The sequence below is a fragment of the Acidobacteriota bacterium genome (assembly GCA_016184105.1).
Lineage (GTDB): Bacteria > Acidobacteriota > Vicinamibacteria > Vicinamibacterales > 2-12-FULL-66-21 > JACPDI01.
The window spans coordinates 85543-112118 of sequence record JACPDI010000031.1 but is presented as its reverse complement, the minus strand read 5'-3'; the positions used below and the strand labels follow the sequence as shown (position 1 = coordinate 112118).

Genomic DNA, 26576 nt, shown 5'->3' with positions numbered 1-26576 from the left:
GCGATCCTCAGGCCGGCAGGGACACGCTGAACACCGCGCCCCCCTCCGGTCGGTTTCGCGCGGTGACCGTGCCGCCGTGCAGGCCCACGAGGTGCTTGACGATCGCGAGGCCCAGGCCCGTGCCGCCGCCGTGCTCGGGGGCGCGCGCCCGCGCCTTGTCCACGCGATAGAACCGCTCGAACACCCGGGTGAGATCCGGCTCGGGAATTCCCGTTCCTTCGTCTTCGACGTCGATCACGATCCGGCCATCAGCCGCGCGCGTGCGGAGGTGGATTGTCGCCCCCTCTGGCGAGTGGCGGCTTGCATTCTCCAGGAGGTTGCGCAGGACGTCATGCATGTGCGCGGCGTCGGCGCGGATCGTCGCGGCATCGGCGGCGATGTCGCGCGCGATGCGCTGGCCGCGTGGTTCGATCACGGGGCCGAGCGCCGTTTCGACGTCGGCGAACAGCCCGGCGACCGGGACGTCGCTCACGTCCAGGCGTTCCTGCCCGGCCTCGATGCGGGCGAGGCGCAGCAGGTCGCGCACCAGCCGCTCCATCTGCGTGCTGTGCCTCGCGATCACCTCGAGGAACTTCTTCGCCTGCGCGGGGTCGTCGATGCCGTCGGCCAGCGCCTCGGCGTAGCCGCGGATGGCCGTGAGCGGCGTTCTCAGCTCGTGGGAAACGTTCGCCACGAAATCCCGGCGCATGCGGTCGGCGCGCTTCAGGTCCGACACGTCGTGCAGCACGACGATCGCAATGCGTCCTCCGGGCACGTCCACGGCGCTCGCGCGCGCGATGAACACGCGGTCTCCCGCGGCGGTCAGGGTGACCTCCACCGGCGCGGGCGCGTCCCCGGCGAGGGCCGAGCCGAGCTGCTGGGCGATCGCCGGATGCCGCACCGCCTCCAGGTAGTGGCGCCCCGCCCCGCGCGGCTCCAGCGCCAGCATGCGACGCGCCGCCTCGTTGACGAGCTGCAGCTGCCCGCGCGCGTCCACGACGACGACTCCCTCGGTCATGCCGGAGAGAATGCCGGCCGTCAGCGCGCGATCGCGCGCCAGTTCCGCGACGCGGCTGCTCAGATCCTGCACGGCGTCGTCGAGCACCCGCGCGACCGTGCCGACCTCGTCGGCGCCGTAATCGGCCGGCGTGCGCAGGCGTTCCCCCCGCGCGTACCGTTCCGCTCTCGCCGCGATGGCGCTGACCCGGCGCGAGACGAGCGCGGCCATCCACCACGCGAGCGCCGCCGCCGTCACGATGCCGACGGCGAGCGCGAGCACCGACAGCCGGCGGACGGTGCTCAGCTGCTCTTCGACTTCCGCCAGCGGCAGCGCGAGCCGCACGACCGCCACCGCCCCGGGTCCATCCCGAACGGGAACCGCGACGTACAGCATGTCGGTCTGGACGGTGGTGCTATGGCGGGTCGAGATGCCTCTGCCGGCGCGGAGCGCGCCGAGTACTTCCGGCCGGCCGCCGTGGTTCTCCATGGCCGCCAGCTCCCGGCCGTCGCGTTCCGAGTCGCCGACGACACGGCCGTCGCGCGCGACAAGCGTCACGCGCGCGGAGACGCGGGCGCCGATATCATCCGCCTGGTCGTCGAGCGACGCGGCGTCCACGTGATGCGACACCAGCGCGGCCGCGAGCTGCGCCTCGGAGATGAGGCCGCGCTCGAGGCGCGAGATCAGATCGCGCCGCACCGCCCACGAAACGAGCGCAGTGGCCGCGGCGACCGTGGCGAACGCGGCCACGAAGGCGGCGAGGAAGATCTTCCGGCGGAAACTCATTCGGCGAGCTTGTACCCGAACTGCTTCACGGTTTCGATGACCTGCTCGAGCAGCGGGATCTTCTCACGCAACCGCCGGACGTGCACGTCCACGGTCCGGGTGCCCCCGGTGTACTGGTAGCCCCAGACGTCGGTGAGGAGCTGGTCGCGCGAGACCACGCGTCCCGCGCGCTGCATCATGTACTGGAGCAGCAGGAATTCCTTCGCCGTGAGCTTCACCTCGGCGCCGTTGGCTGTCACGCGGTGGCGATCGCCGTCGACGACGAGATCGCGATAGCGGAGGACCGTGGCCGTGGGCGCAGCCGGCGGGCGCGACCGGCGGAGGAGCGCCGCGACGCGTGCGACCAGCTCGCGCGGGCTGAACGGCTTGGTCAGGTAATCGTCCGCGCCCAGCTCGAGGCCGCCGACGCGGTCCGCTTCCTCCCCGCGCGCGGTCACCATGATGATCGGAGTGGCCGCCGTGTCCGGCTCCGCCCTCAGCGCGCGACACACCTGCATGCCGTCGAGCCCGGGGAGCATCACGTCGAGCACGAGCGCGTCGGGACGCGCCGCGCGCGCCCGCGCGAGCGCCTCCGACCCCGACCCGACGATCTCGGTCTCGTGCCCCGCCTTGCGGAGGCTGTGGTCGATCAGATCGGCGATGTCGCGATCGTCTTCGGCGATGAGGATGTGGGGCATGGGGCGTGTGGAAAGGTTCGAACCGTCCGATTCTCCCTGTCTCCCCCCGATTGTACGGTTGAGCCCTTCAGAGGACAACGTCACCGCGCTCGGCCGCAAAAGCCTCGGCAAATCGCGATTTCCGGGCGGCACGTGCCTTGGAACCTTACCGGGCGGAACGTGATTCGGAGGGAGTCTGAGATGAGGACCAACGGAGCAATGAGCATCAGCAGTCTGCGGCGCGCGGCGCTCGGCCTGGCGGGCGTGGGCGCGCTCGTGGTGACGGCTGCATGCGGCACGAAGGCCGACAGCAGCGTCCGCGCGCTCGGGTACGAGGGCGGGTTCGCCCAGCCGGTCGCCCAGCAGGTGGCGGGCGCCGCAAACGGGCAGGTCCTCGTCAACTGCGAGCCGAACCAGCGCACGCTCGTCCGGCAGGCCGTGGTCAGCGGCCAGCCCGTGGCGCAGGTGCAGTGCGTGTCCGCAGAGGTGCCATACGCAGCGGCGCCGGTGGCGTACGGCAACGGCGCGCTCGCGGTTCGTGACTACGGTTACGACACGCGCGTGGTGCAGCCTGCGGTGGTGCAGCAGCCTGCGGTGGTCTACCGCGAGGCGCGGCCCCGCACCGTCTCGCAGCGGGGCGTCGTCACCGAGCGGTCGAGCGGCCGCAGCGTGAAGAAAAGCGCGATCATCATCGGGTCGTCGGCAGGCGTGGGCGCCGGTGTCGGCGCGGCGGTCGGCGGCAAGAAGGGGGCGCTCATCGGCGCGGCGATTGGCGGCGGCAGCGCGGCCATCTGGGATCAGATCACGAGGCGGAACTAAGGGGAACTGCTCGGCGATCTGGAGCCACGTCCCTCCCGTATGTGGGGGGACGTGGTTTTTTGCGTGTTCCGCGCATTCTGCAGCGCGCCTGTTGTCAAGCGCCGGTCGTTTGTCCACAATACGACGATGATCCCGGCGCTCCTTCTCGTGCTGCTGCAGGCGGCCACTGCCGGCGCGCTCCGGTCTCCTCAGGCGCCGCTGGCGCGTGTCGAGGCCGTGCGGCGTTCGGCTCCCGTGAAGCCGGGCACGCCGGTGCCGCTCAAAGTCACCGTGACCCCGCGCGAAGGCATCCACATCTACGCGCCCCCGCAAGAACGGTACATTCCCGTGTCTCTGACGATCGAGCCGATCCCGGACGGGCATGCCGGCAGCGTCCGGTTTCCCCCGGCGGTGGTTCGAATGTTCGCAGGGGAACGCGTGCGCGTCTACGACAAGGCGTTCTCGCTTGCCGTCCCGGTCACGGTGCCGCCTGGCCGACCGGGCGCGGCCGTGCGCGTGCTGGGCACCGTGCGCTACCAGGCATGTGACGATTTGATGTGCTACCGCCCGGTAAATGTCCCCGTTCGATGGGACCTGCGGCTACAATAACCCGGTGTTTCTGATTGCTTCGGCGCTCGTGCTCGGCTTCCTGCACGGGCTCGGCGCCGACCATCTCATGGCCATCGCCGCGCTGACGGTCCGCGGCGAAGAAACGGTTGCCGTCCGTCGCGCGCGCGCGCTTGCGGTCGCCGTCCGATTCGCAGCCGGCCACGCGCTGGTGCTCGCATTTGGCGCGAGCCTCGTCGTGGTGGCCGGGTGGACGATTCCGCAGACCGTCGAGCGCGGCGGAGAGCAGCTGGGGGGAGTGCTGCTGGTCGCCCTCGGCGTCACGGCGCTGATGGCGGCGGTTTCCGGCCGCTTCTACGCGCACGCGCACCCGCAGAGCCACGATCCGGGCGCATGGCACCTGCATCTCGGCCGCCCGCAGGCGCACGGCGTCGCGCACTCGCAGCTGCCCGCCCTGCTTGGCGCGGTCTTCGCCATCAGCAGCCTGCGCGCGCTGGCCACGTTCGCGCCGTTCGGCGGCTCGACGGCGGCGGCCGCGATCCCGCAGATCGTGCTGCTCATCGTGCTGTTCGCCGTCGGCATCCTCATCTCGATGTCGCTGTTTGGCGTGGCCCTCGCGCGCACGCTCTCCACGCGCGTCGTCGCGCGGCTCGGCCGCGGCGCCGCGCTGCTGATGGCGGTGGCATCGATCGGCCTCGGTCTGTACTGGATCCTGGCTGTCTGATCCGATCTCTTACAACTCCCGGAGGCCGTGGCCGCGGAACAGGTAATAGACCGCGATCGCGACGAGCAGCGTTCCTCCCGTCACCAGCGCGGTCGGCGCCGAGGTGATGCTGGCCATCGTGCCCGCGGCCAGCCCGCCAAGCGGCATGCCGCCGCGGAACGCCACCATGTAAATGCTGACGACACGGCCACGGAGGTGATCCGGCACGATCAGCTGCACGAGGGAGGCCGTGAACGAAAACACCGCGATCAGCGCGGCGCCCGCCACGAAGAGCAGGACGTTGCTCAGCCACAGCAGGCGCGACAGCGCGAAGCCGACGAGCAACAGCCCGAACACGATCTGCAGGAGCAGCGTCGCCAGCCCCATGTGCCTGAACCGTCCCAGCCACGCGACGATGAGCGCGCCGGAGACGGCGCCGATGCCGGAGAAGGCCATCATCTGCGTGTAGCGGCCGACACCGCCGTGAAAGACGTCGCGCGCGAAGACCGGCAGCAGCGTCAGCAGCGGCAGCCCCAGGAACGTCGTGACGAAGCCGAGGAGGGTGAGCGAGATGATCGCCGGCTCGCTGCGGGCGTACGCGATGCCGCCGCGCAGCTCGTCCATCATCGGCTGGCGTGTCAGCGGCGGGATGTGTTTCACGCCGAGCGCCATCAGCGCGACGATCACGATGAGGAACGAAACGCCGTTGACCGCGAAGCACATCGCCGTGCCGAACGCGGCGAGCGTGGCGCCGGCGAGGATCGGCCCGAACACGCGCGCCAGGTTGAACTGGATCGAGTTGAGCGCGATCGCGTTGGGCAGGTCCTTGCGATCCACGAGCGACGGGATCAGCGACTGGTACGCCGGGCCGCCGAACGCCTGCGCGACGCCGGTGATGAACGACAGCGCGAGGATGTGCCACAGCTCCACGACCTGCCAGTAGACGAGCGCCGTGAGGATGAACGCGGCCGTCATCTGCACGTACTGCGAGCCGATGAGGAGCCGGCGCCGGTCGTAGCGATCGGCAATCACGCCGCCAATCAGCGTCAGGAGCAGGATGGGAAGCTGCGCGAGGAAATCGTCGAGCCCCAGGAAGAATGACGACCCGGTGAGCGAGAGGACCAGCCAGCTTTGCGCGACCTTCTGCATCCACGTGCCGACCGTGGACATGAAGGCGCCTGTCCAGAGGATGCGGAAATCGCGGTAAGTGAAGGCGGCGGCGGTCCGGCGGATGAACCCGTGGTTCGGAACCGAAGGGGCGGCCTCACCTTCGGTTTTCAGGGCGTCAGAGGACAAGGAAATCATCTTAGCAGGAGAGGGCTGCGCCGCGGAACGCGCTGAACACGCAGGATCCCGTATTTTTCCGCGTGTTCTGCGTGTTCCGCGGCGATGTTGCCCCAGCGTCGCTGGGTGGTTTATACTGCGTCCGGCAGGCGAAATAAAAGCGAAACACCTCGACCGGACACCATGGCTGCCGCGGCCCGCGCCCACCTCGAATCGCTGCTTCGCGCGAAAAAGCTCGACGCCACGCTGACGCACCTGCGCCCGGCGCTCGACGCCGGGCGGCCGCTGCTGCCGCTCGGCCATGCCGAGATCGACGCGCGGCTTGGCGGTGGATTGCCGCGGGGTGAGCTGTCGGAGATTGCGGGAGCGCGCTCCACCGGGCGGACCACGCTCATGTGTGCCGCGCTTGCGTCGGCGACCGCGGCCGGCGGGGCGGCGGCGCTGGTGGACGCGCTGGATCGGTTCGATGTGGAGTCGGCGGCGGCCACGGGGGTGCAGCTCGGGAACCTGTTGTGGGTGCGCGGCGTGGCGGCCAGCGTCGAGGCGATCCGCGCGAGCGGGCACGCGGCGCCGGGAAACACCTCATCGCTTTGGCGTGCAGTGGAGCGCGCGCTCAAGGCGTTCACCGTCGTGCTGGAGTCGCGCGCCTTCGGCCTCGCGGTCTGCGATCTCGCCGACGTGCCGCCGCCCGTCCTGCGGCGGCTGCCGTTCACGACCTGGCTTCGCCTGGCGCGGCTGATCGAAGGGGGATCCACCGCCGCGCTGCTCGTCGCGCCCGAGCGCGCCGGCCGCAGCGCGGGGGGCGTGACGATCGTGCTCGGCGGCGCCGCCGCGCCCCGGTGGCGCGGTGCGTCGGCGCGCGCGCGGCTGTTCGACGGGATTGCGCCGCAGGCGCGCGTGCTGGGGCGGGCTTCGCACGGAGGTTCGCACGGAGGTGCGCACGGAGGTTCGGGGAGTGTTCGCCGCACTGTTCAGCCCGGACAGTAAGGATGCCGCTGCGCTGCTTGCCGCGGCACAGGCGTGTTCGCCGCGCGTCGAGCCGCAGCTCGGCGGGCGGCTGGTGCTCATCGACACCGCCGGCCTCACGCGCATCGTTGGCGATGCCGCGGCGATCGCGGAAGAACTGTCGCACGCCGCACGTCGCACGCCGCACGTGACCGTGTCGGTGGCGGTCGCGCCCTCCCGCACGGCGGCCCTCCTGCTCGCCATCGCGCAGCCGTACAGCGTCGTCCTGCCGGGGAGGACCGCGGCCGCCGTGGGCGCGCTGTCGCTGGAGGTGTTCGACACGCTGGCGGCGAACAAGGGGCCGGGAGCCTTTTTACCGCCGCGGCTGCAGAAAAAAGGCTCCCGGCCCCTTGTTCGCGCCTGCGCGTTGTGCCGCCTGGCCGGCGCGCCCGGCCGTTGCGGCGAGCCGGGCGGCGCGTGCACCGAGCTTGCCACGCTGCGCCGATGGGGGCTGGTCACGCTCGGCGATCTCGCGGCGCTGCCCGCGGCCGATCTGGCGGCGCGGCTCGGCCAGGCCGGCGTCGTGCTGCAGCGGTTCGCGCGCGGCCTCGACACGCAGCCGCTCGTGCCGGTCCTCGACGAGGCGCGCTTCGAGGCGTCCTTCGATCTCGAGTGGCCGCTCGACGCGCTGCAGCCGGTGTCGTTCGTGCTCACGCGGCTGCTCGATCCGTTGAGCGCCGCGCTCGAGCGCGCCGATCGCGGCGCAGCCGTTCTCGAGACGACGCTCACGCTCGTGACCGCCCGCGTGGATGCGGACGGGACGAAGACGCGCGAGACGCACGTGCGGCGCATCGAGCTGCCCGCGCCGATGCGCGAGGCGCGCGTGCTGCGCACGCTCATCCTGCTCGATCTCGAGTCCCATCCGCCGCCGGCGGGCATCGATCGTATCGCCGTCCGGCTCGAGCCGGCCCCGGGACGCATCGTCCAGTTCTCGCTGCTCGAGCGCGCCGGGACGCAGCCCGAAACGATCGCGACGGTGGTGTCGAGGCTGACGGCGCTGATGGGAGAGGGACGCGTGGGCTCGCCGGTGCTCCTCGACTCGCACGCGCCGGACGCGTTCACGCTCGCGCCGTTCGCGCCCGCCGAAGCGCGAAGCGCGAACAGGGGCGCCAGCTGCGCCGAAGCGCGAAGCGCGAAGGCGAGACCTGTTCTGCGACGCTTTCGCATCCCCGTTGTCGCGCGCGTGGCGCTCGAGGGCGAGCGGGTGGCGCGCGTGACCACGGATCGGATTGGCATCCGCGGCGGCGCGGTGGAGCAGTGCGCCGGGCCGTGGCGATCGTCCGGCGGCTGGTGGAGCGGCCGCGACCCCGGCGCCTGCTGGGACCGCGATGAATACGACGTAACGCTCGCCGACGGCGCGGCCTACCGGATCTGCCGCGATCGTCACGAGGACAGGTGGTTTGTAGAGGGGATTCTGGACTGACGAAGGTTCTCACGAGGGTTCGAACGGTGGTTCCGGCGAGGATTCAGAGCGCGCGGTCGAACCTTCGTGCGAGCCTTCGCGTGAGCCTTCGCGTGAACCTTCGTGTGAACCTTCGTGTGAACCTTCGTGTATATCGAACTCCATTCCGCTTCGGCCTTTTCATTCCTCGACGGCGCCTCGCTGCCCGAAGCGCTCGTCGACCGCGCGGCGGCGCTCGGCTATCCGGCGCTCGCCCTCGTCGATCGAGACGGCTTCTACGGCGCGCCGCGATTTCACCTGGCGGCGAAGAAAGCGGGGCTGCGCGCGATTGTCGGCGCGGAGATCACGATCAGGGAGAAAAAGGGGTCGGGAGCCTTTTTCGCCGTTGACGCCTCGAAAAAGGCTCCCGACCCCTTTTTCTCCCTCTGGCGTCTCCCGGTCCTCGTCGAGTCCGCCATTGGCTACAAGAATCTCTGCCGCCTGATCACGCAGATGAAGCTCCGCGCGCCGAAAGGCGAGGGGTCGCTCGACCTCGAGGAGCTCGACGGCCGCACGGCGGGGCTCGTCGCGCTCATCGGGCGCGAGGCGCTGCAGGGGCCGCGGCACGGCGTGGGCGGGCTCGTCGACCGCGCCGTCGGCATGTTCGGGCGCGGCAGCGTGTACGTCGAGCTGCAGCGCCATCTGCGCCGCGACGAGGAATCGGACAACCACGCGCTGCTGTCGCTGGCCTCGGCGTTTCACGTCCCCGTCATCGCGACCAACGGCGTGCGCTTTGCCGAGCCGGCCGATCGCCCGCTGTACGACGTCCTCACGTGCCTCCGTCACAAGACGACGATCGCGCGCGCAGGCCGGCGCCTCAGCGTGAACGCGGAGCGGTACCTCAAGTCGCCGGAGCAGATGGCGGTGCTCTTCCACGATCTGCCGCACGCGGTGGCGGCGACGCGCGATCTGGCGGACCGCCTGCAGTACACGATGGCCGATCTCGGCTACCGCTTTCCCGAGTACCCCGTGCCCGCCGGCGAGACGATGGGCTCGTTCCTGCGGAAGATCACGGACGCGGGGGCGCGCGAGCGCTATCGGCCGTACCACGCGCGCGCGCGCGCGCAGATCGAGCGCGAGCTGTCGCTCGTCGAGAAGCTCGATCTCGCCGGGTACTTCCTCATCGTCTGGGACATCGTGAACTACTGCCGGCAGCACGGGATCCTCGTGCAGGGGCGCGGCTCGGCGGCCAACAGCGCGGTCTGCTACAGCCTGGGCATCACCGCGGTGGACCCGGTCGGGATGGATTTGCTCTTCGAACGGTTTCTTTCCGAGGAGCGCGGCGAGTGGCCCGACATCGATCTCGATCTGCCGAGCGGCGACCGCCGCGAGCAAGTGATTCAGTACGTCTACGAGCGCTACGGGAAGCGTGGCGCGCCCCCCGAAGGGCAGAGTGCGGCCCCCGAAGGGCAGAGTGCGGCAATGACCGCCAACGTCATCACCTATCGCGGGCGCAGCGCGGCGCGCGATATCGGCAAGGTCCTCGGGCTGGAGCCCGGCGAGGTGGACCGCCTGGCGAAGGTGATGAACCCCTTCGAGTGGATCGACCCGAAGGACACGCTCGAGCGGCACCTGCGCGACGCGGGGCTCGATCCCGCCAACGCGGCGCTGCGCACGTTCGGCCACCTGTGGGAGCGCATCCACGATCTGCCGCGGCACCTCGGGCAGCACTCCGGCGGCATGATCGTCTGCCAGGGGCGGCTCGATGAAGTCGTTCCCCTCGAAAACGCCAGCATGCCCGGCCGCGTCGTCGCGCAGTGGGACAAGGACGACTGCGCGGACATGGGGATCGTGAAGGTTGACCTGCTTGGACTGGGGATGATGGCGGTGCTTCAAGATGCGCTGACGATTGTGAATTCAGAGGCCAGAGGAGCGCCTGCGGCCCCTCTGGATTTGGTCCACCTCCCCCCCGACGACCCCGCGGTCTACCGCATGCTGCAGGAGGCGGACACGATCGGCATCTTCCAGGTGGAGTCACGCGCCCAGATGGCCACGCTGCCGCGGATGAAGCCCGAGCGTTTCTACGACATCGTCGTCGAGGTGGCGATCATCCGGCCCGGTCCGATCGTCGGCCAGATGGTGCACCCGTACCTGAAGCGGCGCCGCGGCGTGGAGCCGGTGGTGTACCCGCACCCGTCGCTCGCGCCGATCCTCGAGCGCACGCTCGGCGTGCCGCTCTTCCAGGAGCAGCTCCTGCGCATGGCGATGGTCGCGGCGGGATTCACGGGAGGGGAAGCGGAGGAGCTGCGCCGCGCGTTCGGCTTCAAGCGCTCGGAGAAGCGGATGCGCGTGATCGAACAGAAGCTGCGCGATGGCATCGCGAAGCAGGGGATCGGTGACGACGCGGCGGAGGAGATCATCCGCGCGATCACGTCGTTCGCGCTCTACGGCTTCCCTGAGTCGCACGCCGCGAGCTTCGCGCTGCTCGTCTATGCCAGCGCCTACCTGAAGGCGCATTACCCGGCGGCGTTCTACACCGCGATGCTGAACAACCAGCCGATGGGGTTCTACTCGCCGGCCACGCTCGTCAAGGATGCGCAGCGCCGCGGCGTGCGCTTCGCGCCGATCGACGTGCAGGTGTCGGGGTGGGGCTGCAGCATCGAGGAGGACGGGCGCGTGCGCCTCGGGCTGCGATACGTCAATGGGCTGCGCGCGGAGGCGGGAAAGGCCATCGAGCAGGCCGGTCCGCCGCACGATCGCACGTCGCACGATCGCACGTCGCACGATCGCACGTCGCACGATCGCACGTCGCACCGTGGCACGTCGCACGTCGCACGTGACATTTGCCCCAAGTGCGGTTCGGACGACGAAGCGATGATCGAGCGCGTGGGGACGACGTGCTTCTGTAGCGTCTGCGCGCACGAGTGGGCGGTCCACGTGCCACGTGCCACGTGCGACGTGCGACGTGCCACGTGCAGCCGGCCGCCTTCGCGCTTCACCTCCCTGGACGACTTCGTGGCGCGCAGCGGCGTGCATCGCGACGAGCTGCGCGCGCTGGCTGACATCGGCGCGCTCAACGCGTTCGGTTACGAGCGGCGCGCCGCGATGTGGCAGATCGAGCGCGCGATGCGGCCGGCGGGTGAGCTGTTTTCGGATCCCGGGTCCCAGGTTCCCGACCCCGCCGACGCGAGTCCGCTGGCCCGGATGACGCTTGCCGAGCGCATCGAGGCGGACTATGCGGGCACCGGTCTCACGATCGGGCCGCATCCGATGTCGCTCAGGCGCCAGGAGCTGGCGCTGCGCGGCGTGCTGCGCGCCTGCGATCTGCCGCAGGGGCGGCACGGCCGCCGCGTGCGCGTCGCGGGCGCCGTCATCGCGCGCCAGCGGCCGGGCACCGCGAAAGGGTTCGTCTTTCTCACGCTTGAAGACGAAACGGGCATCGCCAACATCATCGTCCGGCCGGATCTGTTCGCCAAGCAGCGGCGTTCGGTGGTCGGCGAGGCTTACCTGCTGGTGGAAGGCACACTGCAAATCCAGGAAGGAGTGACGTCCATTAAAGCTGAGCGGTTGTACGGTCTCGGCGGCGGCGGCCCTGATGTCGAGGCGCGCGACTTTCACTGAGCGCGTTTGCGCCTTCTGCGGTTGAGGTGTTGGGGGCGCGAGTACGAACCTTGCAGATCGCCTCGTCCGTATGGTGGGCGCGATGTCGTTCCATCTCTGCCGTCGGCCGCCGACGGCCCTCCTCGTCGTGCTCTGCGCCTGCACGGCCGCGGCGTGCGGCGAGCCCAGGATTCGCCGGACTGCGCCGCGCCCGCCGGCGCCGGCGCAGATGGCCGAGCTGTGGGTCGAGCCGTCGAACATCGCGGCACGCGACCTGTTCTGGGGGCCGGGCGGTCGGGCGCTCGCGCCCCGGAATGGCGCCACGTTCACGTTCAAGGAGGAAAAAGCCGGCGGGTTCAGCCCGGGCTTGACCGTCGAAGACGCGCAGGGTCGCGAATGGAGCGCGAAGCAAGGCCCCGAGGCCCAGACCGAGGTCGTCGCCTCGCGCATCTACTGGGCTGCCGGCTATCGCCAGCCGCCGACCTACTTCCTCGCGCACTGGAGCGTGGAAGGGGGGCCCTCGTCCGGGGCGCAGAACTCCGCACGGTTCCGTCCCGAGATCGGCAAGGTCATCGGGGAATGGTCGCTGCACCGGAATCCCTTCGTCGGCACGCAGCCGTACCGCGGGCTGCTTGCACTCGCCGTCATCCTGAACAACTGGGACATCAAGCCCTCGCAGAACAAGATTTACGAGTTCGGCGAGCCGCGCGACGGCGCGCGCCGCTGGTACGTGGCGCGCGATCTCGGCGCCACCTTCGGCCGGCCGCGGTGGCCGGACGGCTCCCGCAACAATCCCGATCACTTCGAGGCGCATCCCTTCATCATCGCGTTCGATGGTGACCGGCCGCGCTTCGGCGACCAGGGGCGCCACGACGAGCTGCTGAATCAGCTGCGCCGGCGCGACATCCGCTGGATCTCCGAACGGCTGGCCCGGATCACGGACCGGCAATTTGCCGACGCGTTTCGCGCCGCGGGATATCCCGATGCGATCGCCGGCCGCTTTATCGCACGCCTGCAGGAAAAGATCGCGGACGGGCTCGCGGCGTGCCCGCGCGGGTGCTGAGCGGCCGGCAGCGGCGAAGCGTGATGGTGCTGCTGCTCCTTCTCGTCGGATCGTTTTCAGGCTGCGCGCCGGCGATGCGGTCCACCGCGACGGGGCCGATCGCGGCGCGGCAACTCGCGGAGCTGTGGATTCCGCCGGCAGGTCTGTCCTCCCGCGATCTCTTCCACGGGCCCGGCGGTCCCGGGCTGCTCCCTCCCGAGGACGCGACCTTCCGCTTCAAGAGACTCGACGTGCTCGGCTACAGCGGCGGCTACGACGTGGTGGACGCCGGCGGGCGCGAGTGGAGCGTGAAGCAGGGGCTCGAGGTCCAGAGCGAGATCGCCGCGTCGCGGCTGCTCTGGGCGGTTGGCTATCACCAGCCCCCCATGTATCTGGTCCGGCACTGGCGCCTCGACGGCGGCCCGCGGCCGGGCCCGAAGCCCGCCGGGCGCTTCCGCCCGGAACTGCCGAACGCGCGAAAGCTCGCGGACTGGAGCTGGCAGCAGAACCCCTTCGTCGGCACGCGGCCGTTCAAGGGCCTGGTGGTGCTCAACCTCCTCATCAACAACTGGGATCTCAAGACCACGAACAACAAGGTGTACCAGGTCGCCGATCCCGGCGACGGCCCCGCGCTCCGGTATGTCGTGCGCGACCTCGGCGCCGCGTTCGGCAAGAGCCGACGCTTCCCGCACGGAACGCGCAACAACGTGCGCGACTTCGAGTCGCATGGATTCATCACGGGCGTGAAGGACGGCCGCGTGCAGTTCGAGTACCGCGGGCGTCACCAGGAGCTGCTCGCCGACCTTTCGCAGGAAGACGTCGCCTGGGCGTGCGATCTCGCGTCGCAGCTCACCGATCGCCAGCTCGACGACGCGTTCCGTGCGGGCGGATACGCCGCCGCGGATCGCGCCCGCTTCATCAGGAAACTGAAGGCCAAGATTGCGCAGGGGCTCGCGCTACGCGCCGCGCCCGCCGCGCGGAGGGAATGATGTCGCGCGTGCTTCCCGCCTTGATGCTCGTCGTGCTCGCCGCCTCGGGTCCGGCGCTCGCGCAGGTGCCGCCGGAGGGGCCGTTGCAGATGCCGGCCCCGCAGGAGCTTCCCGAGCACGCCATGCATCCGCTGCACGAACTCGATTCGGCGCTCGTGGCGCTCCCGCTGGCGACGCTCCTCGGCACGACGCTGGCGTTTCGGCCGCGGCGCCGCGGCACGCCTCCGCGAACGCCTGCCGTCATCCAGACGCAGATCATCCTCGCCATCGTCGGCGCCGTCGTGATGCTCGTCGTGGGTGCGAGCATTGCGCGCGCGTTCGCGGTCGTGGGCGCCGCAAGCCTGGTACGCTACCGGGCGAAGATCGATGACCCGAAGGACGCCGGCGTGATGTTGTGTTCGCTGGCGATCGGGCTGGGCGCCGGCGTCGGCCTCTACGCGCTGGTCACGTTTTCCACGGCATTCATGCTGGTGGTGATGTGGGTGATCGAGTCGCTCGAGCCCAAAACGACGAAAACCTTCGAACTGCACGTCCGCACGAAGGACAGCTCAGCGCTGCGTTCGGCCATTGAAAATCTTCTTCGGCGCCAGGAAATCCGGTACGAGCTTCGCACATCCTCCCAGGACGAACTCAGTTACCTGGTCGACCTGCCGTATGATCGCCGCACCGACCGGCTGTCCAATGCCATTCTTCGCCTCGACGAATCGGGCGGGACGTCGGTCGAGTGGGAAGAGAAGAAGAAAGGGAAATAGCCGGTGGATCTCATCGTCCAGCCCCAGGAAGGCCTCGTGCCCATCCTCGCCGCGATCGCGGACGCGAAGAAGAGCATCGACATCACCGTCTTCCGGCTCGATCGCGCCGCGGTGATCAAGGCGCTTGCGGAGGCCGTTCAGCGGGGCGTCGCGGTGCGCGCGCTGATTGCCCACACCAACAGCAGCGGCGACAAGGCGCTCAGAAAACTGGAGCTGAAGCTGCTCGACGAGGGAGTGACCGTCGCGCGCTCGGACGATGACCTCGTGCGGTACCACGGCAAGATGATCATCGTGGACCGCGGCCGGCTCCTGCTGCTCGGGTTCAACTACACGAAACTCGATATCGACAAGAGCCGCAGCCTCGGGCTCATCGTCGAGGACGACGCGGTGGTGAAGGAGGCCATCCGGTTGTTCGAGGCGGACCTCCTGAAGCAGCAGTACACGCCGCGGCACCACGCGCTGGTCGTCAGCCCGGAAAACGCCCGCGAGCGCCTGGCGTCGTTCATCAGGGGCGCGCGCGAGCAGCTCGTGATCTACGATGCGCGTCTCTCGGACCGGTCGATGATCCGCCTGATCGAGGAGCGCGCGAAGGCCGGCGTGGACGTGCGCGTCCTGGGACGCTGCGCGAAGGCGGGCGCGCGGCTGAAATGGGACACGCTGGCGCATTACCGCCTCCACATCCGGGCGATCGTGAAAGACGGCGAGCATGCGTTCGTCGGCAGCCAGAGCCTTCGGAAGGTGGAGCTCGACGAGCGCCGGGAGGTCGGCATGCTGATCGCGCACCGGCCCACGGTGCGGCGCATCCTCGCAACCTTCGACGAGGATTGGGCGCTTACGGCCGCCGCCAGGGAAGCGGCGCAAGCTGCGGGAAAGGAGGCGGCCGCTTCAGCGCAGACGTGAGCGGCGACGCCTTTCGCCGCACGACGACACCTTCGTCCACCGTCTGCCCGGTGCGCGAAATGACCTGGAACCGCATCTGGTCGCCGTTGATCTCCGCGAGCATGAATGAATTATCGGTGTCGAAGCCTCTTGCGGTGAGCTGCGAGCCGTCGCGCAGGTTCCCCTTCCGCAGCTTTGCCGATCCGCCCGCCGTGAAGTACGAGATGCCGTTCTGCGGCTTGAGCCGCTCGTAGAAGTGCTCGTGGCCGGCGAGCACCACGCTCACGTTGTACTTGATGAAGAGAGGCTCGAGCACCTGCCTGAGCGCGATGCTCGACCCGTGGCGGCCGCCCGACGAATAGATCGGGTGGTGCATGAAGACGATCTTCCAGTCCTCGTCATGGGTCTGCAGCTGCCGCTCCAGCCAGTCGAGCTGCCTGCGATCCATGTAGCTCGACTCGATCCCGAAGAAGCGCACGTTCTGACGAGGCGCCTTGAAGGTGTAGTACAGCTCGCCATTCATGTTGAACAGCTTGTAGTTGCGCTGCTCGCGGTCGTCGTGGTTGCCGAGCACCGCGTAGAACTTCACGCCGGCATCGAGCAGCGGCTTGTAGGGCCGCTCGAACTTCTTCGCGAAATCCTGCGGCCGCTCGGCGCCGTACAGGTTGTCTCCGACCATCAGGGCAATCTCGAACGGGTACTTCTGCCGCGCCTCGGCCAGGCGCTCGCCGACCTGGTACTGGGAGCGCCCGCCCGTGCCCGTGTCGCCCAGGACCGCCATCCGGAGCGAGTCTTCCTTGTTCGGCAGGCGCACGTCGACCGCCGCCAGCGAGAGCCCGGCGAGCAACACGGTGAGCATCAAGCGACGCATGGCGTTCAACCTCGAAGAGCGGACGTGCTAGCGCGGCAGCGCTCGCTCCATGTAATCGACGATCATGTTGGCTCGCGCGTCGAGGAGGATCAATCGCGTGCCCACGAACCGGAACTCGATCTGTTCGTCGGGAAGCCGTGGCAGCGCGGCGAGCACCTGCGGCGGCATGGTCGGCAGCGGCACCGTCGTCGGATAGGCACCATTGACCGCGATCGTGATCGGACCCGGGTCCTCGTCCTCGATGGCACGACGGATCGAGGTCCCCGGCTTCGGGTTCGGGCTCGCGAGCAGGCGCCGGATGAGCGCGCGGCTCGGCGCCGTGAAGATGTCCCCCTGTCTGGCGCCGCGCCGGGCCTGCTGAAGCGCCCCGAGCAGCGCCTTCTGGTGCGCCGCGATGTCCTCGGGCTTCGCTTCGTCCGAGAGGGAGGGCAGTTTCTGCTCTTCGGCCTTCCGGAGCTCGAGGTACTTCGCCACGCCGTCCAGGAAGTCCTTCTGGATTTGCGCGTCGCGGTTGACGCCGGCGGCGGCCTGCGCCGGCGTGACCGGTTGCCGGTGCACCGCCGCGGGAGCCGCGCATGAGGAAACCACGGCCGCCAACGCCACGGAGTAGCGCATCGTCATGCGGGATGCCAATTCAAGAACGTGACCGGAACGAGCTCAGCCTCGATAATTGCCGAACTGGAGGGCGATGCCGAAATCCTGCTCGCGGAGAAGGCGCATGACCGACTGCAGCTCGTCCTTCGAGGCAGAGCTGATGCGAACCTGGTCTCCCTGAATCGCGGCCTGGACGCGCTTGAGCTTCTGCTCTTTGATGAACCTGGCAATTTCCTTGGCCGCGTCGCCGGGAATACCCTGCTGGAGCGCGACCACCCGGCGGACCGTGTCGTTGGCGGCGCGCTCGAGGTCTCCCGGTTTCAGGTTCTTCACCGGGACGCCGCGGCGCACCAGGCGCGTCTGCACGATCTCCCACAACGCGTTCAGCTTGAACTCGTCGTCGGCGACCAGCGTGAGCGCGTTCTCGGCGCGGCTGAACGCGATGTCCGCCTTGGCGCCCTTGAAGTCGTATCGCTGCGCGACTTCCTTCTTCGCCTGATTGACGGCGTTGTCAACCTCCTGGAGGTCTACCGTCGAAGTGATGTCGAACGACGCGGTGGCTGCCATGCGATGTGTGCTGAGCTGCGCCGAATTATAGCGCAGCTTGAACCGAAGTCCCTCGTCTGCGACACTGAATGTCCGGCCCTTTCGCCGGAACCCACACCCAGACAACTGGACGATGAATGTTGAGCGACCGTGATCTGAGCCGCCGGAAATTCTGCGCGCTCGGGGCCATGGCGGCCGCGTCTCTGCTGCTGCCGCGCAGCCTCAGTGCCGCAACGCCGGCGTCCGGCAACAGACAGCTTTCGTTCTTCCACACGCATACAGGCGAGAGCCTGGCGGCGGAGTACTGCTGCGAAGGCGTATACAAGCCGGAATCGCTGCGTCGGATTAACCATCTGCTCCGGGACTTCCGCGTCAATGAGGTCAAGGCGATCGACGTGCGCCTGCTCGATCTCCTGTTCTCGCTGAACGGACAGCTCCAGACGCGCGAGCCGTATCATGTGATCTCCGGGTACCGCTCGCCCAGGACCAACACCATGCTGCGCGCGCGGGGCGGCGCGCATACCGGCGTCGCGTCCAAGTCGCTGCACATGGTGGGCAAGGCGATTGATATCCGCGTGCCCGGCGTGCCGCTCGGCCAACTTCACAAGGCGGCGGTGTCTCTCGAGAAGGGCGGCGTCGGCATCTACCCCTCGTCGAACTTCGTGCACGTGGACGTAGGGCGCGTTCGGTACTGGTCCGGAAACTGACTGCGTCCCCTGCGGTGAGTTCTCGTGCGCGGTGGGATATATTCGATCTCGTGATTGAGCGTCGGCGTTCGGGCATTCATGGCTGGGGGGTGTTCGCCACCCACGGCATTCCGAAAAACAAGCGCATTGTCGACTACGCGGGCGAGAAGATCTCCATCCGCGAGAGCGCGAAGCGCGAGGCGAATTACCTCGACCGCGGGCACATCTGGTGCTTCCGCCTGAATTCGCGATGGGTGCGCGACGCGGCGGTCGGCGGCAACGTCGCGCGCTACATCAACCACTCCTGCAAGCCCAACTGCTACGTCCAGATCGTCGGCGACGTGATCTGGATCCGTGCGTCGCGCACGATCCGCAAGGGCGAAGAGATCACCTACGACTACGCCACCGACGGCGCCAAGATCATTCCGTGCCGGTGCCGGCCCGGGTGCCGCACGCGCCTGTAATGCGCGGCATCTATCTCCACGGGTTCGCCTCGTCCGCGCGGTCGTCGAAAGCGCGAACCTTCGCGGATCGGCTTGCCCCCTACGACATCGTCCTCGAGGCGCTCGATTTCAACCAGCCCTCCTTTGAAACGCTCACCATCACGCGCATGATCGAGCATGCGGTGCGCGCCATCGATGGCGGCTCGGAACCGGTGGCGTTGATTGGGTCGAGCCTCGGGGCCTTTGTTGCCGTGCACGTCGCCGCGCAGCGCGCGGCCGTGGAGAAACTCGTGCTGCTCGCGCCCGCGCTCGATTTTGCTGAAACGCGGATGCGGGATCTTGGCGACGACGCGATCGCGAGGTGGCGCGAGACCGGATTGCTGGACGTCTTTCATTACGGCTTCGGCCGATTGGCGCAGGTCGGCTACGCGCTCTATGAAGATGCGGCACGATATGACGCATTCGGACTTGAGCTGACACAGCCCATGCTCGTTTTCCAGGGTACGCGCGACGCAGTGGTGAACCCGGCGGTTGCCCGGAAGTTCGCAAGCACGAGGACTAACGTCACGCTCCGGCTGCTGGATGACGACCATCAGTTGCTGTCCAGCATGCCGGACATCTGGGAGGAAACCCGCGTATTCCTTGGTTTGCCCGCGCGGCCCTAGATTTCACTTTCGCAAACCGGTGACAGTTCTTGTCGGTCGTTCCCGCCCACGCTCCCGCTAACTTGTTGTATTGTCGTCCATGCGTGGGCGGCACCGTCCTTGCCTCTTACCGGACGAACCGCACCCCAGCGACCAACTGCTTTCATGCTGCCGTTCCAGATTCTCGTCGTCGATGATGATGAGGCCGCATTGGCCGGCCTGATCGAGTTGCTCCGCGACGCCGGCCACCAGACGACTGGCGCGGCGACATTTGACGCGGCCCGGCGTCTCCTGGACGTCGGCCACTACGACCTTCTCGTTGCCGACATCAGACTTCGGTCGTACAACGGGCTACATCTTGTTCGCTTGAGTCGGTTACTGCACCCTGACATGGCCGTCATCATGATGACGGGCTACCCGGAGCGGTCGCTGGAATTCGAGGCGTCCCGCTACGGGGCGGTGTACATGGAGAAGCCGCTCGAGCCGAAGCAGTTCATGCGCTCGGTCGAACGGTTGCTCGCGCAAGTGCGTCGCGAGCGCCGCTGGCCCCGGCACCACGCACCCGAAGCCTTTCACGTGCAGATCGGTTCGTGGCCGGCACGCTTGCTGGATGTGAGCTACGGCGGGCTGCGTTTCGCGATGGCGGCGCCCGACACGCCGCTGCCGCCGACCGTGCCAGTGCGGATGCCCGCGCTCAACCTTTATATAGAGGCGGAAACGATTTGGACCGACCGTCTCACCTCGCCGGGCGCGTTGCTCGGCGGACTGGCGCTGCTCTCGGAAGGAGAGAACGCGCCGCTGCCCTGGCGCGCGCTCGTGGACTCGCTCGGCGAGGAACTGAACGACCTGCCCACCTAACCGCCGAGGCCGTCGCCTGTGGCCTGGTTTACGCCACAGCCGGCACGTCGGCCGGCGACGGACGCCCCCAGCAGATCCCCTCATACCGCGCCGGGATCGTTGTGAGATCCGTCTTCACGCGCACGAGGTCAATCACGATCTGGCCGGGGCGCGTGCGCGCCAGCGCGCCTGCAAACTCCGCCGCATGATTGCCCACGACAATCACGTCGCAGTTCTCGAGCACCTCGTCCACCGTGTCGCACAGCAGCGATGAGAGGTGGGGAATCTGCCGCTCGATGTACTCCTTGTTGGCGCCGACCAGCCGGGCAAGCGACACGTTCCGGTCGTAGATGCACAGCTTGTAGCCCTTGCCGAGCAACTGTTCGCCGAGGATCACGAGCGGGCTCTCGCGGAGATCGTCGGTCCCCGCCTTGAAGCTGAAGCCGAGCAGGCCGACGCGCTTGTGCCCCGACTCCACGATCAGGTCCAGCGCGTGCTGGATCTGCAGCTGGTTGCTCCCGAGGATGGCTTGAATGACCGGCAGCTCCAGGTCCACTTCCTTCGCGCGGTACTGCAGCGCGCGCACGTCCTTGGGCAGGCACGACCCCCCGAACGCGAACCCCGGCTTCATGTAGTGCGAGCTGAGATTCAGCTTGGTGTCCTGGCAGAAGATGTCCATCACCTCGTGGCTGTCGATGTCGAGGCGCTTGCACAGGTTGCCAATCTCGTTCGCGAAACAGACCTTCAGCGCGTGCCACGTGTTGCTTGCGTACTTCATCATCTCGGCGGTGCGCACGCTGGTGGTCACGAGCGGCGCCTCCACCTTGTCGTACAGGCCCACCGCTGCAGCGGCGTCCGCGGAGTGATCGACGCCCACGAGCGTCAGCGGCGGGTTCCGGAAGTCATGCAGCGCCGTGCCTTCACGCAGGAACTCCGGGTTCATCGCGACGCCAAACCCCTGGCCGTACTTCTTGCCGGAGTGCCGCTCGAGCCGGGGAATGACCACGTTGAACGCGGTGCCGGGGAGCACGGTGCTTCGAACGACGACGACGTGGTAATCCGCCTTGTCGCGCAGCGCGGCGCCGATTTCCTCGCAGACCCGGGTGAGGTACGACAGATCGAGGCTGCCGTTCCGCCGGCTGGGCGTTCCGACGCAGAGCAGCGACACACCGGTCCCTGCCACCGCTTCGGCCGCGTTCGTCGTGGCGCGCAGCGTGCCCTGCGAGACGGTCTCTGTGATCAGCTCCTCGAGGCCCCCCTCGACGATCGGGCTGCGCCCACGGTTGATCGCCTCCACCTTGCCCGCGTTGACGTCCACGCCTGTCACCTGGTGCCCGTCGCTCGCAAACGACGCAGCGGAGACGCAGCCGACATATCCAAGACCGAACACAGAGACCTGCATCTGGACCTCTCCCGTACTACGCGACCTGTTCCTTTGCCCGGGCCGCGGTGGCGACTCGTGCCAATGCCGCCTCGAATTCCCGGGCGACCGCCGACCAGTCGTAGCGCTCGACCACGAGCTGCCGTGCGGCCGCCTCGATCTGCCGCCGCTCGTCCGGCCGCCGGAGCAGGCCCACCACCGCTTCCGCGAACCGCGCGGGTTCGTCCGCGATCACGATGTCGCGTCCGGGCGTCACCGGCAGCCCCTCCGCACCGACGGTCGTGGACACGACCGCCTTCGCCATCGACATCGCCTCGAAGATCTTCAGGCGCGTTCCGCCGCCGATTCGAAGGGGAACGATGGAGAGGGACGCGCCGGCAACGTGCGGCCGCACGTCGTCGACGCGGCCAGTCACCTCCACGCCGCGCGCCTCGGCGAGGCGGCGCACGGCGGGAGTCGGCGCGCGGCCGACGATGCTGACCGTGACGCCGGGCTCGAGCTGCCGTATCTGCGGGAGGATCTCGCGGCAGAAGTAGAGCATCCCGTCCTCGTTGGGCAGCCAGTCCATGGAGCCGGTGAAGACGAGATGCCGATCGCGTGCGGCGTGGGCGCGGTCCGCGCCACGGGCGGGCGCGAAGTACTCCGTGTCGACGCCGGTCGGCACCACGTGGTACGCGCGACCTGTGGCGGGATAGAGCCGCTCGAACGTGGCGCGGTCCGCATCGGACACCGTGAGAACCAGGTCAAAGCGGTCCAGCGCCGCGCGCTCGAACGCGAGCATGCGCGTCCACTGGCCGTGCATGAGCGCGCGCCTGACGGGGTGCCCGGCGGTTTCCGCGTGGCGCCGCCAGATCTCCGCCTCGACGTTGTGCGTGAACAGCACCGACGGGCAGGGAAGCTCCGCCGGCATGTTGACGATCGGAGGCAGAAAATCGCAGACCGCGACGTCGAACGCTCGTTCGCGCAACAGGAATGTCAACGCGGCCGCGTAGGCCTGAGAGCGGTACTTCGCGACTGCGTACGGCGCCGGGTTCATGACGTAGCGCGCCGCGTCCACGTAGAACGCGAGGCTGCCCTTCGGCGCGTCCTCGCGCGGCACCGTGAGCACGCGCGCGGCAACTTCGCGCATGCCCTCGAGATCGCTCCGCGGCTGGTTCGGAGCGGCAAAGGACAGGTAGGTCACCTCGTGCCTGCGCGCAAGGTGGCGCATCAGGTGCCACGTGCGGAGCTTTCCCCCCTTGTCGAGCGGCAACGGGAGACCGGCGTTCAGCCAGAGAATCTTCACGCGATAGCCTCCCGCGCCGTCACGTCGACCGGAGCGGCCGTGTTCGACGGCGGCAGTCCTGCGGGCGTGCTCAAGACCTGCGCCCCGTCGCCGTCGACGCAGGTGCGGTACCACAACTCGAGGTTGAGCAGCGCCCAGAGTGCATCGCCGCCATCGGTGGTGCCGGAGCGGTGGGCGCCAATCAGCCGCTCGACCGCCGCGGGCGCGATGATGCCGCGCTCGCGCGTGCGGCGGTCGAGCAGGACGTCGCGGGCCACCGAACTCCATTCGGTCCGCATCCAGCGGCCGAACGGCACGGGAAAGCCCATCTTGGGGCGCGCCAGGATCTCGGGCGGCAGCACGTCCCGGACCGCGGCGCGCAGGATCCGCTTGGTCGTGAGGCCTCGCAGCTTCGCCGACGGCGGCAGCATCGCGGCGAACTCGACGAGCCTGTGATCGAGAAACGGGACGCGGCTCTCGATCGACGCCGCCATGCTCATCTGGTCCTGCTTCATGAGCAGCTCGACCAGGTACGTCTTGAGATCCGCGTAGAGCACGCGGTTGAGCAGCGGCGTGCCCGGCTGGGCGCGGTCGAGCCACGCGCACGATGCCGCGTACGGGTCGCGCGCCGCGGCGATCGCGCGGCGGCTCAACAGCCCGCGCGCCTGGGGCAGGCGGATGCCGGCGAAGGTGTCGAAGAAGATCGCCTCCGGCGTGTGGGGCAATCCGAGGAAGGACCGCTGCGCGTACCGACCCATCCGGCCCGGCAGGCGCGGCACGACGCGCTCGCGCAGCCACAGCCGCGCGGCGTCAGGGACCACTGTCGCGTAGATGCTGCCGGCGCGCCAGTTGACCAGCGAGCGCGGATACTTGCCGTAACCCGCCAGCAGTTCGTCCGAGCCCTCGCCCGCGAGCACCACCTTCACGTGATCGCGCGCGAGGCGCGAGACGAAGTAGAGCGGGACGCTCGAGGGGTGCGCGATCGGCTCGTCCTCGTGCCACACGAGCTGCGGCAACGCCCCAAAGAAGTCCCGCTCGTCGATGACGATCTCGTGGCGGTCCGCCTTGATGGCGTGCGCGACGGAGCGAGGCGCGGTCCTTGAAGGCCACGGAGAAGGTCTGCAGCGGCCGGGCGATCATGCGCGCCATGAGCGCGGCAATCGCGCTGCTGTCGATGCCCCCCGAGAGAAGCATGCCGAGCGGCACGTCGCTCATCAGCCGCAACCGCACGGATTCCTCGAGCAGCTCGCGGAACGTGGCGGCGAGATCGTCGAATGACCGCGAGCGTGCGGGCGCACCGGTCGGGACATCCCAGTACTGCCGGGCCTGGACCCGCCCATCGCCGTACACCAGCAGGTGCCCGGGGAGCAGCCGAAAGATGCCTCTGAACAGCGTCTGCTCGTCCGACGTGTACCTCGTGGTGATCACCTCGGCGAGAACCGGCTCGTTCGCCTCCGCCCGAACCAGCCCGCTTTCGAGGATGGCCTTGATCTCCGAGGCGAACAGCAGCCGGTCGCCGACCCGGCACCAATAGAGCGGCTTCACGCCCAGGCGATCGCGCGCGAGGAGCAGCCGGCGCCGGGGAGCGTCCCAGATCGCGAAGGCGAACATGCCACGGAAGTGGTGTACGCAGTCGTCGCCCCATTGCTCGTACGCGTGGACGATCGTTTCCGTGTCGGATGTGGTCCGGTAACGGTGCCCGGCCGCTTCGAGGCGGGAGCGAATCTCGCGATGGTTGTAGATCTCGCCGTTGAACACGATCCAGATGGTGGCCTCCTCGTTCGACAGCGGCTGGTGGCCGGAGGCGAGATCGACGATCGACAGGCGCCGGTGGGCCAGTCCTGCCCGCTCGTCCACATAGGTGCCCGCATCGTCTGGCCCGCGATGCGTCAACACATCACGCATGAAGGTCAGCCGGGCGCGCTCGTCCGCGTGCAGGCGATCGGCGGCGATGATTCCGGCGATGCCGCACATCAGGCCACCTCCCTCACGGGGCCCGGCGTCGCCGGGCGGGCCGCGGCGGTGTCGGCGCACTGGCGGAACCAGAGCTCGAGCATCACGAGCTGCCAGAGCCGATGCCGATGATCGGCGACGCCGGTCCGGTGCTCGGCCCAGAGGCGGCTGACTTCGCGCTGCTCGAACAGGCCGCGAGCGGCGAGCCGGCCGCCCATCAGCAGGTCGTCGGCCATCGGGGCGAGCGGGCCGCGGAGCCACTCGCCGATGGGGGCTTCGAAGCCGCGCTTGCCGCGCTCGACGATCTGCCGGGGCACCTTGCGCTCGAGCAGCCGGCGCAAGAGGTACTTGGTGTGGCCATCGCGGATCTTGAGCGAGACGGGCACCGTGGCGGCAAACTCCAACAGCTTGTGGTCGAGCAGCGGCTCGCGCGTTTCGAGCGACACCGCCATGCTCATGCGATCGACCTTCGTGAGAATGTCGTCGAGCAGGTAGGTCTTCACGTCCACGTAGAGCGCGCGATCGAGGGGGTCGTTCGACGCGCAGGCGTTGTACGCGGCGATGAACGGCGCGAACGGGTCGCTGTGCCGGACCGCGCGCGTGAAATCCGCGCTGTACAGCCGCGCCTTCGCATCGCGTTCGAACATGCCGTACCCGTGTTTGTCCGCGCACGCCGCCGCGGGCGAGAGCGCGAGGCGACGGAGGGCGCGCGCGCCCTTCATGCCGAGCGGCAGCGCCCGGGCCGCCCAGCCTGCCGGGCGCGCGGCCCCACCGAGCGCCCGGCGTGCGCGGGCCTCCCACCGCTCGACGCGATGACGGGCGTAGCCTGCCCACAGCTCGTCGCCGCCGTCGCCCGAGAGCGCGACGGTCACGAGCTCCCGCGCCGCCTTCGACACGTAGTAGGTCGGCACGGCGCTCGAGTCCGCAAACGGCTCGTCGAAGTGCCACGCCAGTGCCGGGAGCAGGTCTTCCACTTTCGGGTCCGCAGCCTGCGGGTGGTACTCGCACCCGAGGTGACGCGCGACGGCCTCGGCGTGGTGAAGCTCGTCGTACGCGTGCACGTCGAATCCCACCGACGTCGTGACCACCCGTGCGTCGCTCGTCTCGACCATGTACGAGACGACCGTGGCGGAATCGCTGCCCCCCGAGAGGAAGGCGCCGAGCGGCACGTCGCTCATCAGCCGCAGCTTCACAGACTCGCGCAGCAGCGCGTCGAGCTGCTCGAGGTACTCGTCCGCCCGCGCGGCGTCGCCCGTGCCGGTGAACTCGAGGTCCCAATACTGCCGTGTTCTCACGCTGCCGCGCTCGGCGACGAGGAGGTGGCCGGGGGGCAGCTTCTGGATGGACCGGTAAATCGTGGCGGGCGCCGGGACGTAGAGCAGCGTGAGGTAGGCGTCCAGCGCGTCGGGGCGCCAGTCGCGCGGCACGGATGGATCGGCCAGCAGCGATTTGATCTCGGACCCGAAGGTCAGGCCGCCGCCCGGCAGCGCCGAATAGTACAGCGGTTTGACGCCAAGCCGATCGCGGGCGAGCAGGAGCCGCCGCGCCGTCGCGTCCCACACGGCGAGCGCGAACATCCCGCGGAAACGCTCGACGCAGGCCTCGCCCCATTCCTCGTAGCCGTGAACGATGACCTCGGTGTCGCTCCGGGTGCGGAATCGATGGCCCGCCGCCTGCAGCTCCGCGCGCACGTCCGCGAAGTTGTAAATCTCGCCGTTGAAGACGGTCCACACGGTGCCGTCCTCATTGGCCAACGGCTGGTCCCCGGTGACGAGGTCGATGATGCTGAGGCGGCGATGACCCAGCCCGACGCCGGGCGCGAAGTGATAGCCGGCGGCATCGGGCCCGCGATGCGTGACCGCGTCGGTCATCGCGCCGAGGAGCGCCCGGTCCACCGGCGCCCCGTCGAAATTCACCGTTCCCGTGATTCCGCACATGG

General features: G+C 68.9%; 25 protein-coding genes. 14 read left to right on the top strand and 11 right to left on the bottom strand.

Annotation, left to right across the window (positions count from 1 at the left end):
• Positions 1–7 precede the first annotated feature (7 nt).
• Together HYU53_11960 and HYU53_11955 are read right to left on the bottom strand one after the other, a co-directional pair.
• Positions 8–1762: a PAS domain-containing protein gene (locus tag HYU53_11960; GenBank protein MBI2221907.1), complete on the bottom strand. Its 1755-nt coding sequence runs from the start codon at positions 1760–1762 to the stop codon at positions 8–10.
• Positions 1759–2439, bottom strand: coding sequence for a response regulator transcription factor (locus HYU53_11955; GenBank protein ID MBI2221906.1), 681 nt, complete (start codon positions 2437–2439; stop codon positions 1759–1761). The genes HYU53_11960 and HYU53_11955 overlap by 4 nt, the downstream gene beginning before the upstream one ends.
• A gap of 180 nt (positions 2440–2619) precedes the next feature.
• Here HYU53_11955 and HYU53_11950 point away from each other — a divergent pair, with 180 nt between their 5' ends.
• From HYU53_11950 to HYU53_11940, 3 genes are all read left to right on the top strand, one after another.
• The gene (locus HYU53_11950; protein ID MBI2221905.1) at positions 2620–3237 is read left to right on the top strand and encodes a hypothetical protein; all 618 of its coding nucleotides are present in this window, start codon (positions 2620–2622) and stop codon (positions 3235–3237) included.
• A gap of 126 nt (positions 3238–3363) precedes the next feature.
• A complete protein-coding gene (locus HYU53_11945; GenBank protein ID MBI2221904.1) occupies positions 3364–3825 on the top strand; it encodes a hypothetical protein in 462 nt (153 codons plus the stop codon).
• 4 nt (positions 3826–3829) lie between these two features.
• Positions 3830–4507: a hypothetical protein gene (locus tag HYU53_11940; protein ID MBI2221903.1), complete on the top strand. Its 678-nt coding sequence runs from the start codon at positions 3830–3832 to the stop codon at positions 4505–4507.
• 9 nt (positions 4508–4516) lie between these two features.
• On the opposite strand, the gene HYU53_11935 is transcribed toward HYU53_11940, so the two are convergent.
• Positions 4517–5791, bottom strand: a complete 1275-nt coding sequence (locus HYU53_11935; protein MBI2221902.1) for an MFS transporter — start codon at positions 5789–5791, stop codon at positions 4517–4519.
• Positions 5792–5953: 162 nt separating this feature from the next.
• Here HYU53_11935 and HYU53_11930 point away from each other — a divergent pair, with 162 nt between their 5' ends.
• The 7 genes from HYU53_11930 to HYU53_11900 all read left to right on the top strand — a co-directional run bounded on the left by HYU53_11930 (position 5954) and on the right by HYU53_11900 (position 15439).
• The gene (locus HYU53_11930) at positions 5954–6757 is read left to right on the top strand and encodes a hypothetical protein (GenBank protein ID MBI2221901.1); all 804 of its coding nucleotides are present in this window, start codon (positions 5954–5956) and stop codon (positions 6755–6757) included.
• Positions 6726–8198 carry a hypothetical protein gene (locus HYU53_11925; GenBank protein ID MBI2221900.1) on the top strand — a complete coding sequence of 491 codons (1473 nt, stop codon included), beginning with the start codon at positions 6726–6728 and terminating at the stop codon, positions 8196–8198. Before HYU53_11930 ends, HYU53_11925 begins: the two co-directional genes overlap by 32 nt.
• A 126-nt stretch (positions 8199–8324) precedes the next feature.
• Positions 8325–11777, top strand: coding sequence for an error-prone DNA polymerase (locus HYU53_11920; protein ID MBI2221899.1), 3453 nt, complete (start codon positions 8325–8327; stop codon positions 11775–11777).
• 82 nt (positions 11778–11859) lie between these two features.
• A complete protein-coding gene (locus HYU53_11915; protein MBI2221898.1) occupies positions 11860–12819 on the top strand; it encodes a hypothetical protein in 960 nt (319 codons plus the stop codon).
• A complete protein-coding gene (locus HYU53_11910) occupies positions 12801–13787 on the top strand; it encodes a hypothetical protein (protein ID MBI2221897.1) in 987 nt (328 codons plus the stop codon). The genes HYU53_11915 and HYU53_11910 overlap by 19 nt, the downstream gene beginning before the upstream one ends.
• Positions 13787–14539, top strand: coding sequence for a DUF4956 domain-containing protein (locus HYU53_11905; GenBank protein MBI2221896.1), 753 nt, complete (start codon positions 13787–13789; stop codon positions 14537–14539). Before HYU53_11910 ends, HYU53_11905 begins: the two co-directional genes overlap by 1 nt.
• 3 nt (positions 14540–14542) lie before the next feature.
• Positions 14543–15439: a phosphatidylserine synthase gene (locus HYU53_11900; GenBank protein MBI2221895.1), complete on the top strand. Its 897-nt coding sequence runs from the start codon at positions 14543–14545 to the stop codon at positions 15437–15439.
• Here the strand turns inward: HYU53_11900 and HYU53_11895 are convergent.
• From HYU53_11895 to HYU53_11885, 3 genes are read right to left on the bottom strand one after another with little or no spacing between them, the layout of a single operon-like run.
• Positions 15372–16289 carry a metallophosphoesterase gene (locus HYU53_11895; GenBank protein MBI2221894.1) on the bottom strand — a complete coding sequence of 306 codons (918 nt, stop codon included), beginning with the start codon at positions 16287–16289 and terminating at the stop codon, positions 15372–15374. The two genes, HYU53_11900 and HYU53_11895, sit on opposite strands and share 68 nt — an antisense overlap.
• Before the next feature lie 27 nt (positions 16290–16316).
• Positions 16317–16910 carry a hypothetical protein gene (locus HYU53_11890; protein ID MBI2221893.1) on the bottom strand — a complete coding sequence of 198 codons (594 nt, stop codon included), beginning with the start codon at positions 16908–16910 and terminating at the stop codon, positions 16317–16319.
• Between the two features lie 36 nt (positions 16911–16946).
• Positions 16947–17450, bottom strand: coding sequence for a YajQ family cyclic di-GMP-binding protein (locus HYU53_11885; GenBank protein MBI2221892.1), 504 nt, complete (start codon positions 17448–17450; stop codon positions 16947–16949).
• A 116-nt stretch (positions 17451–17566) separates the two neighbouring features.
• Here HYU53_11885 and HYU53_11880 point away from each other — a divergent pair, with 116 nt between their 5' ends.
• From HYU53_11880 to HYU53_11865, 4 genes are all read left to right on the top strand, one after another.
• Positions 17567–18136 (top strand): YcbK family protein, encoded by a 570-nt coding sequence (locus HYU53_11880; protein MBI2221891.1) that lies wholly within the window; start codon positions 17567–17569, stop codon positions 18134–18136.
• 50 nt (positions 18137–18186) lie between these two features.
• Positions 18187–18579, top strand: a complete 393-nt coding sequence (locus HYU53_11875; GenBank protein ID MBI2221890.1) for an SET domain-containing protein-lysine N-methyltransferase — start codon at positions 18187–18189, stop codon at positions 18577–18579.
• Positions 18579–19223 (top strand): alpha/beta fold hydrolase, encoded by a 645-nt coding sequence (locus HYU53_11870; GenBank protein ID MBI2221889.1) that lies wholly within the window; start codon positions 18579–18581, stop codon positions 19221–19223. The genes HYU53_11875 and HYU53_11870 overlap by 1 nt, the downstream gene beginning before the upstream one ends.
• Before the next feature lie 144 nt (positions 19224–19367).
• Positions 19368–20060 carry a response regulator gene (locus HYU53_11865; GenBank protein MBI2221888.1) on the top strand — a complete coding sequence of 231 codons (693 nt, stop codon included), beginning with the start codon at positions 19368–19370 and terminating at the stop codon, positions 20058–20060.
• 28 nt (positions 20061–20088) lie between these two features.
• On the opposite strand, the gene HYU53_11860 is transcribed toward HYU53_11865, so the two are convergent.
• The 5 genes from HYU53_11860 to asnB (HYU53_11840) are packed head-to-tail and all read right to left on the bottom strand — an operon-like array spanning position 20089 to position 26574.
• Positions 20089–21441: a UDP-glucose/GDP-mannose dehydrogenase family protein gene (locus HYU53_11860; GenBank protein MBI2221887.1), complete on the bottom strand. Its 1353-nt coding sequence runs from the start codon at positions 21439–21441 to the stop codon at positions 20089–20091.
• Positions 21442–21457: 16 nt separating this feature from the next.
• A complete protein-coding gene (locus tag HYU53_11855) occupies positions 21458–22705 on the bottom strand; it encodes a glycosyltransferase (GenBank protein MBI2221886.1) in 1248 nt (415 codons plus the stop codon).
• The gene (locus tag HYU53_11850; protein ID MBI2221885.1) at positions 22702–23601 is read right to left on the bottom strand and encodes a hypothetical protein; all 900 of its coding nucleotides are present in this window, start codon (positions 23599–23601) and stop codon (positions 22702–22704) included. The genes HYU53_11855 and HYU53_11850 overlap by 4 nt, the downstream gene beginning before the upstream one ends.
• The gene (gene asnB, locus HYU53_11845) at positions 23495–24658 is read right to left on the bottom strand and encodes an asparagine synthase (glutamine-hydrolyzing) (protein ID MBI2221884.1); all 1164 of its coding nucleotides are present in this window, start codon (positions 24656–24658) and stop codon (positions 23495–23497) included. Before asnB (HYU53_11845) ends, HYU53_11850 begins: the two co-directional genes overlap by 107 nt.
• Positions 24658–26574: an asparagine synthase (glutamine-hydrolyzing) gene (gene asnB, locus HYU53_11840; GenBank protein MBI2221883.1), complete on the bottom strand. Its 1917-nt coding sequence runs from the start codon at positions 26572–26574 to the stop codon at positions 24658–24660. The genes asnB (HYU53_11845) and asnB (HYU53_11840) overlap by 1 nt, the downstream gene beginning before the upstream one ends.
• Between the last annotated feature and the right edge of the window lie 2 nt (positions 26575–26576).